General features: G+C 27.2%; 20 protein-coding genes. 12 read left to right on the top strand and 8 right to left on the bottom strand.

The window, feature by feature from the left end; all coding sequences use genetic code 11:
* Nucleotides 1–145: 145 nt before the first annotated feature.
* A complete protein-coding gene (locus tag IR151_RS05515) occupies nt 146–391 on the top strand; it encodes a helix-hairpin-helix domain-containing protein (protein ID WP_227433517.1) in 246 nt (81 codons plus the stop codon).
* 147 nt (nt 392–538) lie between these two features.
* On the opposite strand, the gene IR151_RS05510 is transcribed toward IR151_RS05515, so the two are convergent.
* From IR151_RS05510 to IR151_RS05475, 8 genes are all read right to left on the bottom strand, one after another.
* Nucleotides 539–823: a DUF3795 domain-containing protein gene (locus tag IR151_RS05510; protein ID WP_227433516.1), complete on the bottom strand. Its 285-nt coding sequence runs from the start codon at nt 821–823 to the stop codon at nt 539–541.
* 15 nt (nt 824–838) lie between these two features.
* Nucleotides 839–1,096, bottom strand: coding sequence for a TfoX/Sxy family protein (locus IR151_RS05505; RefSeq protein WP_227433515.1), 258 nt, complete (start codon nt 1,094–1,096; stop codon nt 839–841).
* Between the two features lie 55 nt (nt 1,097–1,151).
* On the bottom strand, nt 1,152–1,667 hold the full coding sequence (locus IR151_RS05500; protein ID WP_255619085.1) for a GNAT family N-acetyltransferase: 516 nt from the start codon (nt 1,665–1,667) through the stop codon (nt 1,152–1,154).
* Between the two features lie 117 nt (nt 1,668–1,784).
* Nucleotides 1,785–2,501, bottom strand: a complete 717-nt coding sequence (locus IR151_RS05495; RefSeq protein WP_227433514.1) for a hypothetical protein — start codon at nt 2,499–2,501, stop codon at nt 1,785–1,787.
* 192 nt (nt 2,502–2,693) lie between these two features.
* A complete protein-coding gene (locus IR151_RS05490; protein ID WP_227433513.1) occupies nt 2,694–3,185 on the bottom strand; it encodes a GNAT family N-acetyltransferase in 492 nt (163 codons plus the stop codon).
* Nucleotides 3,186–3,737: 552 nt separating this feature from the next.
* Nucleotides 3,738–4,475 (bottom strand): ABC transporter permease, encoded by a 738-nt coding sequence (locus IR151_RS05485; RefSeq protein WP_227433512.1) that lies wholly within the window; start codon nt 4,473–4,475, stop codon nt 3,738–3,740.
* An 11-nt stretch (nt 4,476–4,486) separates the two neighbouring features.
* On the bottom strand, nt 4,487–5,248 hold the full coding sequence (locus IR151_RS05480) for an ABC transporter permease (RefSeq protein ID WP_227433511.1): 762 nt from the start codon (nt 5,246–5,248) through the stop codon (nt 4,487–4,489).
* Nucleotides 5,248–6,162, bottom strand: coding sequence for an ABC transporter ATP-binding protein (locus IR151_RS05475; protein ID WP_227433510.1), 915 nt, complete (start codon nt 6,160–6,162; stop codon nt 5,248–5,250). The genes IR151_RS05480 and IR151_RS05475 overlap by 1 nt, the downstream gene beginning before the upstream one ends.
* A 193-nt stretch (nt 6,163–6,355) precedes the next feature.
* Here IR151_RS05475 and IR151_RS05470 point away from each other — a divergent pair, with 193 nt between their 5' ends.
* The 11 genes from IR151_RS05470 (at nt 6,356) to IR151_RS05420 (ending at nt 16,644) form a co-directional block, all read left to right on the top strand.
* Nucleotides 6,356–7,063 (top strand): response regulator transcription factor, encoded by a 708-nt coding sequence (locus IR151_RS05470; RefSeq protein ID WP_227433509.1) that lies wholly within the window; start codon nt 6,356–6,358, stop codon nt 7,061–7,063.
* Between the two features lie 39 nt (nt 7,064–7,102).
* Nucleotides 7,103–8,509: a sensor histidine kinase gene (locus IR151_RS05465; RefSeq protein ID WP_227433508.1), complete on the top strand. Its 1,407-nt coding sequence runs from the start codon at nt 7,103–7,105 to the stop codon at nt 8,507–8,509.
* A gap of 959 nt (nt 8,510–9,468) precedes the next feature.
* Nucleotides 9,469–9,840 (top strand): BlaI/MecI/CopY family transcriptional regulator, encoded by a 372-nt coding sequence (locus tag IR151_RS05460; protein WP_227433507.1) that lies wholly within the window; start codon nt 9,469–9,471, stop codon nt 9,838–9,840.
* Nucleotides 9,841–10,371: 531 nt separating this feature from the next.
* Entirely contained in the window at nt 10,372–10,839 is a 468-nt protein-coding gene (locus IR151_RS05455) for a VOC family protein (RefSeq protein ID WP_227433506.1), read from the top strand.
* Between the two features lie 52 nt (nt 10,840–10,891).
* Entirely contained in the window at nt 10,892–11,335 is a 444-nt protein-coding gene (locus tag IR151_RS05450; protein ID WP_227433505.1) for a DUF3788 family protein, read from the top strand.
* 213 nt (nt 11,336–11,548) lie between these two features.
* Nucleotides 11,549–12,043 (top strand): Nif3-like dinuclear metal center hexameric protein, encoded by a 495-nt coding sequence (locus tag IR151_RS05445; protein WP_227433504.1) that lies wholly within the window; start codon nt 11,549–11,551, stop codon nt 12,041–12,043.
* A gap of 50 nt (nt 12,044–12,093) precedes the next feature.
* Nucleotides 12,094–12,417, top strand: coding sequence for a Nif3-like dinuclear metal center hexameric protein (locus tag IR151_RS05440; RefSeq protein WP_227433503.1), 324 nt, complete (start codon nt 12,094–12,096; stop codon nt 12,415–12,417).
* Between the two features lie 488 nt (nt 12,418–12,905).
* Nucleotides 12,906–13,613, top strand: a complete 708-nt coding sequence (locus tag IR151_RS05435) for an SAM-dependent methyltransferase (RefSeq protein ID WP_227433502.1) — start codon at nt 12,906–12,908, stop codon at nt 13,611–13,613.
* A gap of 243 nt (nt 13,614–13,856) precedes the next feature.
* A complete protein-coding gene (locus IR151_RS05430; protein ID WP_227433501.1) occupies nt 13,857–14,723 on the top strand; it encodes an RNA polymerase sigma factor in 867 nt (288 codons plus the stop codon).
* Between the two features lie 198 nt (nt 14,724–14,921).
* Complete coding sequence (locus tag IR151_RS05425) at nt 14,922–15,608, top strand: DUF2461 domain-containing protein (RefSeq protein ID WP_227433500.1); 687 nt, start codon at nt 14,922–14,924, stop codon at nt 15,606–15,608.
* Between the two features lie 226 nt (nt 15,609–15,834).
* On the top strand, nt 15,835–16,644 hold the full coding sequence (locus IR151_RS05420; RefSeq protein WP_227433499.1) for a MarR family winged helix-turn-helix transcriptional regulator: 810 nt from the start codon (nt 15,835–15,837) through the stop codon (nt 16,642–16,644).
* Nucleotides 16,645–16,653 lie beyond the last annotated feature (9 nt).

The following is a 16,653-nucleotide window of genomic DNA, read 5'->3' as shown; positions in this document are numbered from 1 at the left end:
AAAAGTAGAATTTAGTCAGCGTTATTAATTTATATTAAAAAATATAAATTAAGTACTATGAAATTTCAATATTAGATGTAGCATAAAAATAATATTTAATATACAATAAAATATAAAAACACATATCCTAGAAAGAAGGTATAACATGGGAGAATTGAGAAAAATTCCTGGGGTAGGAAAGGAAACTGAAAAAGACCTAATAATGTTGGGATATACAACAATTGAATCCCTTAAAGATGCCAATCCAGAAGAGTTGTACCAAAAAGAATGCTTAATGAGTGGGCAACATATAGATAGATGTCAACTATATGTATACCGCTGTGCAATATATTTTGCATCAACAGAAAACCCAGACCCAGAAAAACTAAAGTGGTGGTATTGGAAAGACTAAAGAATAATTATAAAAGACTAAAGAGTGATTATAAAAGAGTTAAATATCAGTTTTGAATAATAATTAAAACTATTATTTAGCTCCTTTATAATACCTCACTCATCATATGTATCTTAACATAATATGTATTTCAATCAATGAATTAAATTAATTAAGAGAATCATTTAAAGATTTTTCTTCAGCTAGCCATTTTCTGCATTGTTCAATCTTTATTGTAGGGTCAAAACCTTGCTCTTTCCCCATATTTGAAAGCATATCACAAGGAAAAGTATCACATTCTCCACAATGATTAAGTTCTTTGCTTTCACAGCAAGTCTTAACCTTACATTCACCACCCCAAAATGGACCTTTCATTTGAGTACATCCTTTACAATTTACTTTCTCTTTTCTTGCACAACTGTTACAGAGTACACCACATCTTGATTCAAACATATAAACTCTCCTTTTCTAACACTTAAATATATTATAAAATTCTTTTAATTCTTCCTTTTCATCTGAAGATAATTGACTTTTTCTGATGCCTTGAATTGCACCTTCTAGTGAATATAGACGGTTAATACATGCAGAAGCATCAATAGATTTTATTTTTAACCATGCCTGCTTGCTACCTATTTCCTTTAACTGTTCATAGGTTGTGATTCCAACTTGGTTTAATTGACCCTCAACTACAGGACCTATATTTGGTAATTTAGAAAGTTCACCCATTATATCACTCCTTATATCTTAAATATTAAATAGAATTACCAATCATAGTTTATAACTACTGTTCAAAAAATTCCTTTGCATATTCTACAGTACCAGACACTTCTTTCAATCCATTGTCTAGTAGCTCTATAGCCATAAAATTTTCATCTGGCACTTCAAATGGAGCTTTTATATTAAACTTACTTGCTACTTGATAGCCAAACTTAGGATAATATTTGTCATGACCTAAAACTACACAACCTTTATATCCTTTTGACTTTGCAATTTTATGTCCTTCTTCAATTAACTTTGAACCTATTTTTTTGCCTTGGACACTTGGAGAAACTGCTACTGGTGCTAGTGCAAGTAGTACATCATTTTTAATCTTTATTTCTGTAAATAGAATATGCCCAACTATATCTCCATCATCTTCAGCAACAAGTGAAAGTTCCGGAACAAAGCTAGTACTATTTCTTAATCGATTAACAAGGTTTTGTTCATCATGGTCAGAAGATTCTTCATTTGTAAATGCAGCTTTAATAACTTCATATACTTTATCTTTGTCACTGGTTTTTTCTTGTCTAATTATCATTTTAATTTATACTCCTGTGGATTAAATTTTTTTATCTGTTATATTAAAGCTAATTCTATTAAGGTTAATTCTAGAAAATGAAAATAGCAGTGTACTATAGCCTTATCAATAGTTTTATCACTTTTCATAATAAAATGCATTACACCAAGAATAGTTATATCCTCTAATTTTTAACCATTCAGGAAAGGAAATTTTTTTGCTACTTTCATCATATTGAAACCATAAGTCATATAATTCTTGATAGTATGTTTTTTCTTTTAAATATTCATCATAATAATCTAGGTTTCCTTTATATTTTGTAAGTAGTCTATCTAATTCCTCTAAATCTTCTTTAATATTTTTTTTAGGGTTTAGAATTACACTTTCTTGTATATGATGAGAAGCAAACCATAACTCATCTATATATTTATTTAATAATAGTTCGACAGATTTAATATCTGTGTCATCTAATTTTAAAGCATCTTTTAGCATATCCTCAGAAGAGTAGTATCTATATTTATCATAATTCTCTTTATTTAAAGAAATAAATAGATTTAATTGATATCCCCACCTAAGAAAAGGCATTTCTTTATTTAAAACAGCTTTTTCAACTATTGGAAAAATTAATTTGACCACTAAAGGTTGTTGAAATTCTTTTATGTTGTTTTTATCAAAACGTTCCTTACAAATATATGTAACAAAATGCTTTTGTTTATTTTCAGGTAATTTTAATATGTAGTCGATTAAAAAGTCTAGTTTTTTGTTTGCTAATTTCTTTAATCCTCTATTTCTTGTATTTGCATATTCATTCCAAAGTTCTGTTATTTTGCTATCTTCATAATCTATAGTGTTCATTTATTGCCTCCAAATTATATCAAAAATCTTTAAATAGAAGTATCAAGATTTAGTACATGTATAGATAGTTATACATTAATATTGATGTGTAAATATTCAGTTATATAAATATTATCGATAATTAAATACCAATATTGATATGTAAATATTAAGCTATTTAAACAGATATCAATTGAACAAAATTAAATTTACTTATATATCTTTTATATCTTTTTTATATAGATTAGATTTTTCATCATAACAAAATTGATTTGCTTCTAAAACTTTTATAGATGCTACATTCGTTCTTGTTTCCTCGATTATTGGGTCAGCTACAATACGAACGACGTTTTTATTTTCTTCAATCACTTTGTCAGAAATCAATTTTACCAACTGCTTTCCAATGCTTTTTCCCAACAGATTCTTTTCACCAATTAGATAGTCAATACCATACGTTCCATTGGGTTGTGGAATTTCTGAATCCTCAAGGGGACTTTGATTATAATTATAATATTGGCAAAAACCAATAGCTTTGTGTTCAGATTCAACAATGAAATGATGTATAAAGTTATATTCATTATTTCTACCTTTTATTTCATTTAACCAATCAGAAGCATCCCCAAACCATTTTACAATATATTCTTGATATAACCATGATTTAACCATCTCAATATCTTTTTCTTCTAATTTTCGTAATGAATACATTACTCATTCACCTCACCAATTCTAATTTCTAATTGTATACTTTGCTAACATAATGCGGAAACTGTATAATGCTTTCCTTGACTTTAATATTTAAAAATTTATGTAATACTATATAAAGTAGAAGTTTATAGATTAAAGAACATCCAATATAATAACTCGTTGATTACAACTTTATCGGTTGTGATTTTTATATAATCTTACTACCATGTATCTGGAATAGAATTCCAAATTATGATTATAGTAGTAAGTAGAATTAATAAAGTAACTAAGGATGTAACTAATATTGGTTTATTTTTTTAATAATACCTACAAGTATACCTACTATGAGTATTAGTATTAATAAAAAGATTATTCCACTAAATGTAAGCATAGTTATATTTCCTCCTCATAAAATATAGGCAAGCTTTTTTATATTTTACCATACTACATCATGAAAGTCTTTTTTATTGATTAGATGGTCAAGAGGTGATTTGAATTATTTATCATACATACTTGATTTATTATAATACAAGAGGATGACACCATCTTGTCATATATAATTTTATTGTAAGGTTAAGATATAACATCATTTTTTCTAAAGTTTCTCTTAGCGATTTCAGAAAATATTATAGTAGTGGCAAATGCAACACATATTGTAACTATAGTATCATTAACGTTTAAAGCAGATTGTTTTATAATACCCATAGCACTTCCTAACATAGAGTATGGGAAAAATATACCAATAGAAGGTTGTGCTATTAGTAAGCCCATTCCAAATAGAGAAAGGCAAAGACTGATACCAATAGGAGTAGCAAAACTTCTAATCTTTATAGATAGGTATAGTTGTATAGAAGCTATTGAAATTGAAATAATCCAACCCTTAACAATCCAGCCAGTGAGTTCATTAGGTACACTTTGGGAAAATCCAATCATATTTCCAGCAACTATGTAAAAAATAACGAAAGCAATTTGAGTGATAGCCGTAAGTATTGAAATAACTATAAGTTTAGATAAAAAAATGTTTTTTAAATTGATTGGAAGTGTCATTACATTATTCCAATTATGATTCATATGTTCAAGTCTGCAAACATAGGCACAAAAGATTGCTATTAATATAGGAAAGAAAAACTCACCATAAAATAGACTAACTTGAGTCCACAAGCTATACCATTCTTTCTTAAGGATATCTTGATTTAGATAAAAGTTTCCAGTACCAATTAGCACACTTAGAAGTGGTAAAGCCAATAATATATACCATATAAAAGAATTTTTTAACTTTAGGATTTCTCCCAAAACTGATTTTCTTAACATTTAAATCCCTCCTATATTTCCTTTTTTAATAAATGATTTTTTCCAATATAATAAATTAACATTCCAACAAAGAAGATTAAAACAGTCATTGAAAAATTCATATTTACTTTGTAAACTGATGAACCAAGGGCAGTGTCATAAGCATAATTTAGAGGCGTTAATTCTATGTAATAAGACCATATAAATAATCTACGAATACCTTGAAAAAATAGGCCTGATGTTAAACCTATAAAGCTACCTAACATACCAAGTGTAACAGCAAGCATTTGATTTTGGAATACAGTTGCAACCCATTGGTGCAGTGCTATTATAGCTATACTAACTAGTATCGTACCTAAGGTATATTTGATAATTAAGGACATAGAAAATGGTTCGATAAAGTCCTTAAAAGATGCAAAACCTAAAATAGCCAATATTTGTATAAGTATAGATAATGATATCAAAATAGTAGAGCATAAAAATTTAGAAAAATAAATACTATTTAAGGGTGTAGCAGAAGACTTTAAAAGTTTCCATGTATCTCCTTTATGCTCTATATCGCTTATTCGGGAAGTAATTATTGATATTAAGATAGGAAAAAATAATCCATTTAAACTTGTAAAACTCATAATCATGTATGAATATTCAAATCCACTTAGCATGTCTGGATTCTTTGTAAGAGCTCTACTTGAATTCATGATACACCATATTATTTCAACAGCTACAAATAAAAATGTCATCAAAATAATTTTCTTTCTTTTAATTTTATAAAATTCTAAACTAAGATATTTCATTATAAAGTCACCGCCTTGCCAGTAAGTTCAAGGAATATATCCTCTAAGCTCTTTTTATGTTCTTCTATTCTAAATACATCCATATTTGAATGTACAAGTATGTTATTTATTTTAGCTACATCTGTATCTTTTAAATTTTCAATAGTTAAATATCCATCTTGTATAAGTGACATATATCCTTGTGTATTTAAAAGTTTTTGAGCAGATATTGGATTTTGTGTTTTAATAGCAATATGACTTTGACCTTTATCATGAAGTTCTTTTATACTATCTTGAAAAACAAGTTCACCATGATTTATTATTCCTATTGATGTGGCGATTTGGTCAATTTCACTTAGAAGATGACTAGAAATAAGAACTGTCATGCCATATTTTTCTGGAAGAGATTTTATTAGTTCTCTAATTTCTTCAATTCCAGCTGGGTCAAGTCCATTTGTAGGTTCATCAAGTATCAATAGTTTTGGAAACTTCATTATTGCCATGGCAATGCCAAGGCGTTGTTTCATACCTAGTGAATATTGACTGACCTTCTTATTTTTCTGATTTTCTAGTCTTACTATTTTTAAGGCTTCATGTATATTTTTTTTAGGTAAATCTAATAGTCTTTGCATAATAGTCATATTTTCAAGCCCTGTCAAGTGTCCATAATATGATGGAGATTCTATCAATGAGCCAATATCATTTAAAATTGATATTCTGTTTTTATCATTTAACTCTTTACCTAAAATACTAATATTTCCTTGTGTAGGTTTTGCAAGTCCAAGTAGCATTTTAAGAGTAGTAGATTTACCAGCACCATTAGGGCCTAAAAAGCCATATACAGCTCCTTTTGGTACTCTAAGGTCTAAGTCTTTTACTCTAAATATTTTATTGTATTCTTTTGAAAGTCTGTTTGTTTTAACTATCATTTCCATATGTTTTATCCTCTTTTCTATAATTTAGTATGAATTTTTATGACTTACATATAGTAGTGTTTGTAGCTTATATTAATACAATAAAGTACTTACATTTCAGATAGCTGAAGTTTACCTTACGATAACCTTAAATAGTCTATTGGGGTAAAGTTATAAAAATGGGTATATGATATACTTATGGAGGGTGATAATTATGGAAACAATAAAGGATAAAAAAATACTTGTGGTTGATGACCATAAAGAATTATTAAAAATGATAGATGAAATCTTAAGAAAAGATGGATTTAATAGAATTTTTCTAGCCTCTAGTTATGAAGAAGCTGTGAAAGTATTTAAAAATATAAAACCAGACTGTGCAATTTTAGATGTAGTATTGCCAGATGGAGATGGATTTTCTATTATGAGAAAAATTAGAGAGACGTCTAAGATACCAGTTATTTTTCTTTCTGCAAGAGGAGAGGATGAAGATAGATTGATTGGTTTGGGTTTAGGAGCTGATGATTATATAGTAAAGCCATTTTTACCTAAAGAACTTACTTTAAGGTTAATAGGTATACTAAATCGTGTATATATTCCTATGAAGGAAGAGGAGTTGCCAGTATTTAAACTAGGAGATTTTGTTGTCGTAAATTTAAATACTGCATGTGTAAAAAAAGATGGACAAGAAATATCTTTAACTGCTAAAGAACATTCCCTGCTTTCAAAGTTGTATGAAAATAAAGGGCGAATTGTTACTAGTGATGCACTATGTCAAGCTATATGGGGAGATGACATGTATGGGTATGAAAATACTCTTATGGTACATGTTAGGAGAGTTAGAGAAAAGATAGAGGAAGCACCATCTTCTCCTAAGCATCTTCTTACAGTAAGAGGGCTTGGATATAAATTAATTGTTAATTGATTTATGCCATAGGAAGATTTCAAGAGGAGTGATTTAACTTTGGATAGTGTAAAATATATATTGAGGCGATTTATAGGTTCAAGCATCTTGATTTCATTATTTCTAATTATCTTAAACATAACAGGATTTTTGATATTTTCATACGTAACCTTTATATATCCATACTTGGGAGAATCGGATATAAGCACTAGCAGAGAGACTAAAGCAAATTTAATGATGCTTGAAGAAAAGTTAACCTCAAAAGATGGTAAATTTGTTTTGGATGAATCTAGCAAAGATGTGTTACATAAAAATCAAGCTTGGGCAATGTTAATTGATGATAATGGGGACAGAATATGGGAGTATGATTTACCCAAAGAAATACCAAAGCATTATACTTTAACGGATGTAGCTAAATTTTCGAGATTCTTTTTAAAAGACTATCCTGTGTATGTATGGGAGCATCCTGAGGGGCTTCTAGTTACAGGATATCCAAAAGACAAGTATACTAGGTTTAACCTTACTTATACCATTAGAGAAATAGAGCAATTTCCAAGGTTAATATTAGTTATGCTTTTGCTTAATGCAATAATTACTTTTTTAATAGCTTTGTTCATAGGATTAAAAATGGTAAAATCTATAAAGCCAATTATTACAGGGATGAAGCTTATTTCAAAGGGCGAGCCAGTATTTCTTCAAGAAAAGGGAATACTTAGTGATATTTCAAAATCTATTAACTCTGTATCTAGAGAATTACAGGAAAAAAATGCAAAGCTTAGAAAAAGAGAAGAAGCTAGGTCTAATTGGATTGCAGGAATATCTCATGATATAAGAACACCACTTTCAATGATAATAGGATATGCTGGAGAGCTTGAGGAAAGTAAAAATCTTTCTCAAAGAGAACATGAGCAAGTATCTATTATATGTAATCAAGGTATTAAGATTAGGGAATTAGTAAGCGACCTTAACTTAGTCTCTAAATTGGAATACAATATGCAACCATTGGATTGTGGTAAAATTAGAGTTTCTGTTTTCTTGAGAGAGGTTGTTTCTGATTTTATAAATAATAATTTGGATAATAACTTTTATATTGAGATTAATATATTGGATGAAGATATTATTATAGATGCAGATAAAAAGTTATTAAAAAGAGCTATTAGCAATTTGATACAAAATAGTATAACTCACAATCAACATGGGTGTAATATAAATGTAGTTTCAAGGTCTGATTTAGATTTTTGTTATATAACTATTGAAGATGATGGAAAAGGTATGAGCAAAGATAAAATTAGTTATTTATTGAATAATCAATATAATTTGAGTGATGCATATGCTAAAGGTCAGAATCATGGTCTGGGTCTTTTAATAGTAGCAGGTATTATAAACGCACATAAAGGTAAATTAAATATCACAAGTGATAATTGTCATGGTCTAAAAATAACTTTAAAATTACCACTAGCAAAGTAAAATTTTATGATAAAATAATAAATAAGCGTGAACAATGAAAATATTTTGAAAATAATTTTATTATTTATTGACAAAAATGTTCTATCGTAGTAGAATAAATATAAATTCTTTTCTTGTCAAGTTTTATTAAATAAAATAGTAACTTTTGCTTTATGCGCTTAGAGCTAAGTTACTCATGGTATCAAAATTTTCATAGGAATAATATATTTTGGAATTATTGTAAGACTGTTAAACTCTTTAAATAGTTCCCTTTTTTTTAATATTTTTCAATAATACTTAAAATATTATTGACAAAAATATTCTACTAAAATAGAATTATAATATAGTAGTTTTTAATTTTGAGAAGAAGATAACCAGATTTTAAGAGCAGATTTAATTAGAAGAACTTTTATGTAATTATTAGAGGAATATTTTATTAGAACCTTGTATTTAGAGCGAAAGAGCATCTTAAATAGACATTTTTTGACCATATAAACTCTACTAAAGTAGAGTTTTGGTGTCTGATTTTTAGTGATATAAAGTATAGATGTCTAGATATGTTGAATTAAATTAGAGCTATAAAGAGCTGTTGAGGAAAAGGTTTGGATTAAAAAAATCATAAATGAGAGATTCTTTTTTTAAAAGCTAGAGAAGCAATAAGTCAAAATTAAAAGAAGTAAGATTACTAAAATATAAATGCTTAAAACTAGAAAGAAAAATTTAAAAGAAGGGAGAGCTACTGAGACAAGTATCCAGAAGTATATAGCTGAGTACAAGATATTTCATAAAACTTAAGCAATATAAAGTAATTCTGACACTATTTACACATGTTTATTATGTACAAATAGCTAACTTTAGAATTTAAGATTGAGAAAATCTTATAAAATTACAGTAATTTAAATGAATATAACATCAATTAAATTGATGAAAGTTTTACTGTGAATATTGCTTGTCTGTATTCTGAGTAGCAAAGGTTTATTATGCCAATAAAAAAGTTGCCACAATCAGAATTGAAGATAATGAAATTTATATGGAAAGTAGATTCCAAAATAACATCAAAAGATATTATTTTAGCTATGGAGCAAAAATATCAATGGAAGCAAACGACAACTTTAACTATTTTATCTAGATTAGTAGTTAAAGGATTTTTAAGTTCTAAAAAGGTAAATAAACATACACAGTATGAGATTTTAATTAATAAAAAGGACTACTTGAATGTTGAAACGAGAGAATTTTTTAGTAATATTCATGATTCCTCTATAAAAAGCTTATTATTATCACTTCATGCAGATGATAATATAAGTGAAAAAGATATACTTTTTATTGAAGAGTGGTTAAGAAGTATTAAATAAAAATAAGAAAATAAGATTAAAGAAAAATAGTAGCTATTTGTAAAATAAAACATGATACCTAAAAATATGAAAACTTATTTTTAGAAATTTTGTGAGCTTGTATAATATAAGTAAAACATTAGATTGGTGATTTATGTAATTTAATAGATTATATGTAAATTAAATATTATAAAAATACAATCTTAAAGCAAAATTAAAGCAAAATTTTGTATAATATAAACATAAATCATATACAGTATATTTATGATATGTAGTATATCTGTATTTGAAAATTATAAATTATAAGTGGATTGTAATATGAACCAAAATAAAATTAAATATGAGTGTAAATTAATGATGGACAATTCTATTAATTCAATATAAAAAGCTACCTTTAGTTATCAATTAAATAACTATATTTTAGGGTAGCTTTTTGCATATGGATTGTAGTTGTGTAGAATACATAATTTCATAATTTTTATAAATATGACATATAGCTTTCAAGTTTAAATTGGTACAATAAAATAATAATAAAAATTAGGGGGGATATTTATGAAATATCAATGTTCATTATTGGCAGTAAATGATGTAGAAGTGTCAAAAAAGTTTTATGGAGAATTGTTTGACCAAAAAGTTGTGTTAGATTTAGGGAAAAATGTAACTTTTAGTGGAGGATTTGCAATACAAGAGGATTTCGCATGGTTAACAGGACTAAATCCAGATACAGTTGTGAAAAAATCACACAATATGGAACTTTATTTTGAAGCTGATGATTTTGATAAATTTATTGAAAAACTTAAATCATATAAAGATGTAGAGTATGTTCACCAACCACTAAAATATGAATGGAAACAGAGAGTAGTGCGTATTTATGACCCTGATAAGCATATTATTGAGGTAGGAGAAGCTATGGAAGTTATAGCTGGAAGATACTTAGATGAAGGGTATTCTGTAGAAGAAGTTTCTAAGATTATTCAACATCCAATTGAATTTGTAGAGGAATGTAAAAGGAGTGAATAATTTTGTTACTAGTATTTTTAGATTAAAAAAAAACCAAAAGTGGTGATTAAAATTGTATGAAAGAATGTTGAATAAAAGTGTTATGCCATCAGAAAAAGAGATTTCTAAGTATGTTGGCAAAAAACATTTTAATCTTATTTTGCATCTTGAGAATTTATTAGATAAAAAATATGATTTGCGTAAAGAATTAAGATTTCCTTTTGGAAATAATTATGGCTGGGGATATAAGTATTCACATAAAACAATGCATCTATTTTATGTGTTTTTTGAGAAAGATTGCTTTACGGCAACTATTCAAATTGGAAGTAATGATGTAGACAAGCTATTAGATATACTGGATAACTTATTACCAAAGACAAATGAATTTTGGAATAAGCGATACCCTTGTGGAAGTGGAGGATGGATAAATTATAGAGTGGAGAATGAGAAAGAGCTTGATGATATTTTAAAGATTATTGAAGTTAAGAAAAAGCCTCCAAAAAATCTAATCATATAAAATAATAGTATTTGACAAGATTAATGATGTAAATTAAAATGAAAAGATATTTCTAGACAAGAGTATTGAGATAGAATGTATACTAGAAAAATAAACTATTCTTTAAAATAAGTGAGTATTTATAGTGTTTTGAGATATAGTTGATTTTTAAAGTATAAGTATACTATAGAACTCTTGTATAAATAGATATTAGTTAAATATTATTGTAAAGGAGTGATTAGTATTAAAGCAAAAGAACTTTATAAAAAGTTAGACTTAGAATTTGATATTAAAAATATTGATGATGATTGGGGTTTTATGAATTTTGAAAATGATTTTATTACTCCAGAGTTTAAGAAAAAATACATAGGTTTAGTATTAGATAATGCTCAAGACATTAATAAAGTATATACAGTTACTTTTCCAGATAAAGAAATAATTCAGCAAATCATAGATAAAGATGAAAGAGATATCTTACTTTTTTCACACCATGCAATGGGATATATAGCATCTGATGAAGGTTTTCCATTTCATGACATTTCACTATCTTATATGGAAGAGATGAAAAAACGTAGAATTTCTTTTTATGTATTACATTCTCCATTAGACAATTATAGTGATTATTCAACTTCTGTTAGTTTTGCAAATGCTTTAGGTCTTGAAATTGTCAAACCATTCTGCAAATATGATGATAAAATCAAGGTAGGAGTTTATGTAAAACATCCTTAAAGTCAGTAGAAGAGATTAAGGAGCTTGTTAAAAAAGCAGTTGGACATGATGTGAAACTATATGATTATGGAAGCTCTTTTTTAAAAGATGGTTTAGTAGCTATTGCAGCAGGGGGAGGAAGTTACCCATTTGTAGCAAGTGAAGTTGATGAGCTTGGTATAAATTTATATATTACTGGATTTACCAAGCCTTTAAAACATTTTGAACCAGTATTAGAATTTCATAGAATTGCAAAAGAGAATTTAATTAATGTTATAGGTGCTACTCATTATTCTACAGAAAAATTTGCATGTATGTCTTTAGTTAATTACTTCAAAAATCTAGGGCTAGAATCAGAATTCTTGGAAGGAAAGTATTATTTAGAAGATTTATAATAGATATTAAACAAAAATAGGCAGTCAGTAAAAATTTGTGTTTACTGACTGCCTATTTTATTGTTTTTAGAATAATATCTTAATTAGCTTTATAATGTAGTATCGTAATACTCTCTGGAGAATTTAAAAAAATTGTCTTGGAGTTAGATTTTTTAGATATTCCAAAATCTATTCATATCTGCTTCTTTATTTGTTCATATTTTATAGCTAACATATATCAAGGTTATTTTTCCTATTTCACTATAGAATACTTATTTTTCGATGTTTTTTTATAGTATTATTATGATAAACTATATTTTATAAGTATTTATTTTAAATTATTATAAATATTAATTTTAAAATAATAGAATTATTATATTTATGAGAATAAATGGTATAATAAAAGGTAAAGTGTCAAATATCCGCTAAACTAAATAGATTAATTAGTATATACATTAAAATATAAACAATTTAAATAAATAATAATTTATAAGGAAAGGAAAGATAGAATGGTATTTACGAAAAGTAATAAGTATGACAAAGAGTTCCTCATGAAAAATATGATGGGACCTAATTGTATAAAAATACTAGAGGAACTGACAAATAAGATAAAATTAGAAAAGGGAATGCGTATTTTAGATTTAGGATGTGGAAGAGGTATATCTTCTATATTTTTAGCAAATGAATTTGATGCAACTGTATTTGCAACAGATTTGTGGATAGAACCAACTGAGAATTATGAAAGATTTAAGGACTTTAACTTAGATAATAAAATATTTCCAATACAAGCAGAGGCACATGAATTACCTTACGCAGAAGGTTTTTTTGATGCAGTAATAAGTGTTCATTCTTATCACTACTTTGGAAATAAAGAAGGTTTTTTAGAAAATCACATATCACCTCTTGTAAAAGAGGGTGGAATAATTGCAATGGCAATGCCAGGATTAAAACAAGATTTTGTAGATTGTATACCTGATGAACTTATTCCATTTTGGCAAGATAACATGAATTTTCATTCTCTTAAATGGTGGAATGAGCTTTGGTCAGAATCAGAGTCTGTGATTTTAGAGAAATGTGAAGCTTTAAGTTGTCATGAAGAAGCATGGCAAGATTGGCTAAACTGCGATAATTCTTATGCAAAAAATGATAAAAAAATGATGGAAGTAGAAGATGGTAAGTATTTTAATACAATTTCTCTAATAGCTAGAGTTAAATAAAAGTTGGAGTTAGATAAAGACTAGAGCTTGATAAAGATTTGAATTAGATAAAGATTAGAGTTAGATAAAAATTCAAATACAAAGATAATTATTTAAATACAAAATGATTTTTTAGAGAATTTATACCCAATTGGACTATTTAGGTTGATTGGGTATTTTTATTTTGTAATAATATACTAAAAATAAAAATTTTATGTCACAAAGTACTTTTTAAATTGTCTAACTTAATATGGGGGTGAAATTATGAGTGAAAGTACACAAAATAATGTAAAAAAAGATGAAATAGAAAATTTGATAGATAGAGCTATTTTAGGAGACAAAAAATCTCTTGAAATTTTGTTATTGGATGTACAGGATTTAGTATTTAATTTATCCTTAAGAATGTTAGGTACTGTACAGGATGCAGAGGATGCCAGTCAAGAAATTATGATACGTGTAATTACTCATATATCTACATTTAGAAAAGAAAGTTCTTTTTCTACATGGGTATTTAGAATAGCATACAATCATTTACAAAATTATAAAAAAAGTATGTTTTCTAAACAGCATTTAAGTTTTGAATATTATGGAGCTGATATCAAAAATGGCAAATCAAAAGATATACCTGATTTATCTCAAAATGTTGAAACTTCTATTATTGAAGAAGAACTAAAATATTCATGTACAAATGTAATGTTACAATGCTTGGATGTAGAGAGTAGATGCATTTTTATTTTAGGTACAATGTTTAAACTAAATAGTAAAGTTGCTGCTGATATTTTGGATATATCTTCTGAAGCATATAGACAGAGGCTATCACGAATTAGGAAGAAAATGGCCTCATTTTTAGATGAGTATTGTGGATTAAGTGGAAAAGGGGTATGTCAGTGCAAGAAGCGTATTAATTATGCAATAGTTAATCACCGTATAAATCCTAAAAACTTGGAGTATTCTAGTCTAGAAAAAGATGATGATAATACTATATTTAAATTTAAATCTGCTATGGAGGAAGCTGAAAATTTTTCAACAGTATTTTCAAGACTTCCATCATATTATTCTAGTGAAAAATTAAAAAAATTTCTAATAGATTTTTTACAGTCAGACTGCTACTCAATAATTAAAAATTTATAAATACTTAGAAAGTTTTTGAAATATGATGCAAAACTTTAATAAGTATTAAGTATGGATATTAGAAGTTATTTAGATATGTAATTTTAAAAATTAATTAATGAGTATTTTAAAATAGCTATATGGTATTTGAGTATCAATCAAGTATTTAAATAATTTTTAAAAATATTAATAAAATTAATATAAAAGGGAGAGAAAATTATGAAAAAAAATTGTATATTAGAGTTTTTAAATGCACTGAAAAACAATAATTCAAGAGAGTGGATGATGGAAAATAAAGAATGGAAAAAAGAAGCTACATTGCAATTTGAACAGTTGTTACAAGATATAATTAATGCTTTAGCTTATCAAGATAAATCTATTGCACATCTAAATGCAAAAGATTTAATATTTAGGTTGAATAGAGATACTCGTTTTAGTAATGATAAATCACCTTATAACCCATCATTTAGAGCACATATTTCATCTGCTGGACGAGTACCAATTCCAGTAGGGTATTACATAGATATTTCTCCACAAAATATATTTTTAGGAGCAGGACTTTTTACACCACAGCTTTCAGATGCAACAACAAGAGTGAGGGATTATATACTTAAACATTCAGATGAATTAGAATCTATTTTGTATAATCATAAATTTTCAGAGAATTTTACTTTAGATGGCGAAAAACTAAAAAATATTCCAAGAGGATATCCAAAAGATTTTACTAAAGGAGAGTATTTAAAACACAAAAGCTGGTATATTGAATATCACTTACAGGATAGTGACTTAGACAATTTATATGAATTTTGTAAAATGGTTACTGATAAATTCTTACTTATGAAACCTTTTAATGATTATATTAATAAAGCTTTAGAAGGCTACAAAATGCCTAAGAGAAAAGCTTAAACATAAGAAATATGAGTAGAGTATAATCGGGGCATAATATTAGTAAAAGTTTAAAATATAGTACAGTTAAAGTGTAATAAAGTGTTAAAATATTTGACAAATCGAAGGCTTGCTCTTATACTCAATACAAGTAAGGTACCTTTTTAAAGGACTTATTCGAAAAAAATCATATAATTAGTAAAATGTATGATTACAAAATTAATAATTAATTTAGGAGGTAAAAATCATGAATGAAACTCAAGATGAAAATTTATTAGAGCAATTTTTTAAAGTACAATCGTTACTACATAAATTTCACCTTCAAAATCATAAATCACATGGTTTTTTTAGAGGAACGCATAGAGGTCAAGGAAGAGTATTATCTATGCTAAAAATAAAACCAGAAATTACTCAAAAAGAACTATCTTATTTGCTTGATATGAGACCTCAATCTTTAGGCGAGTTGCTTTCAAAACTAGAAAATCAAGGCTTTATTACTCGTACACCTTCAGAAAAAGACCGTAGAGTAATGGTAGTAAGACTGACATCAAAGGGTATGGATGAAATTAATAAAATTGAGCAGGAAGAAGACCCAACTAATAAAATATTCGATATTTTAGAAAAAGAAGAAAAAAGTATTCTAAGTGATATTCTTACTAAGATTACTAATGAGTTGGAGAGAACTATAAAAAATGATGATAATATTAATTTTGATGGGGCGCATATGGGAGCACACTCAAGACCATATCCTGGTCAACGCTTAAGTTTTAATGGAAGAGAAGGTTTTGGAATGGGGCATATGGGTTCACATCCAAATCCACATGAGGAACCACATCCAAGTTCTCAAGAAGAAAAAGAGTTTTACAATCCACGTATGGAAGCATTTCAAGCTTTTTTTAATAGAGAAGAATTCTTTGAACAAATGACGAAACAGCATCCAGGATTTTTTGAACAGATAGTAAAAGAACATCCAGAGTTTTTCAAGAATAAGGAATTTGATGAGCAGAATGTATCTAAGGATGAAAAGTATCGCGAAAAGGATGTTAATGAAGATTAGAAACTATCT

The sequence above is a fragment of the Clostridioides sp. ES-S-0006-03 genome, from assembly GCF_020662275.1.
GTDB lineage: Bacteria > Bacillota > Clostridia > Peptostreptococcales > Peptostreptococcaceae > Clostridioides.
The sequence above is the reverse complement of the archived record's forward strand: the minus strand, read 5'-3'. Positions and strand labels throughout refer to the sequence as shown.

Coding starts and splice junctions, on each gene's coding strand:
- IR151_RS05515 (WP_227433517.1), top strand. CDS start 146: ATGGGAGAATTGAGAAAAATTCCTGGGGTAGGAAAGGAAACTGAAAAA.
- IR151_RS05510 (WP_227433516.1), bottom strand. CDS start 823: ATGTTTGAATCAAGATGTGGTGTACTCTGTAACAGTTGTGCAAGAAAA.
- IR151_RS05505 (WP_227433515.1), bottom strand. CDS start 1,096: ATGGGTGAACTTTCTAAATTACCAAATATAGGTCCTGTAGTTGAGGGT.
- IR151_RS05500 (WP_255619085.1), bottom strand. CDS start 1,667: ATGATAATTAGACAAGAAAAAACCAGTGACAAAGATAAAGTATATGAA.
- IR151_RS05495 (WP_227433514.1), bottom strand. CDS start 2,501: ATGAACACTATAGATTATGAAGATAGCAAAATAACAGAACTTTGGAAT.
- IR151_RS05490 (WP_227433513.1), bottom strand. CDS start 3,185: ATGTATTCATTACGAAAATTAGAAGAAAAAGATATTGAGATGGTTAAA.
- IR151_RS05485 (WP_227433512.1), bottom strand. CDS start 4,475: ATGTTAAGAAAATCAGTTTTGGGAGAAATCCTAAAGTTAAAAAATTCT.
- IR151_RS05480 (WP_227433511.1), bottom strand. CDS start 5,248: ATGAAATATCTTAGTTTAGAATTTTATAAAATTAAAAGAAAGAAAATT.
- IR151_RS05475 (WP_227433510.1), bottom strand. CDS start 6,162: ATGGAAATGATAGTTAAAACAAACAGACTTTCAAAAGAATACAATAAA.
- IR151_RS05470 (WP_227433509.1), top strand. CDS start 6,356: ATGGAAACAATAAAGGATAAAAAAATACTTGTGGTTGATGACCATAAA.
- IR151_RS05460 (WP_227433507.1), top strand. CDS start 9,469: ATGCCAATAAAAAAGTTGCCACAATCAGAATTGAAGATAATGAAATTT.
- IR151_RS05455 (WP_227433506.1), top strand. CDS start 10,372: ATGAAATATCAATGTTCATTATTGGCAGTAAATGATGTAGAAGTGTCA.
- IR151_RS05435 (WP_227433502.1), top strand. CDS start 12,906: ATGGTATTTACGAAAAGTAATAAGTATGACAAAGAGTTCCTCATGAAA.
- IR151_RS05430 (WP_227433501.1), top strand. CDS start 13,857: ATGAGTGAAAGTACACAAAATAATGTAAAAAAAGATGAAATAGAAAAT.
- IR151_RS05425 (WP_227433500.1), top strand. CDS start 14,922: ATGAAAAAAAATTGTATATTAGAGTTTTTAAATGCACTGAAAAACAAT.
- IR151_RS05420 (WP_227433499.1), top strand. CDS start 15,835: ATGAATGAAACTCAAGATGAAAATTTATTAGAGCAATTTTTTAAAGTA.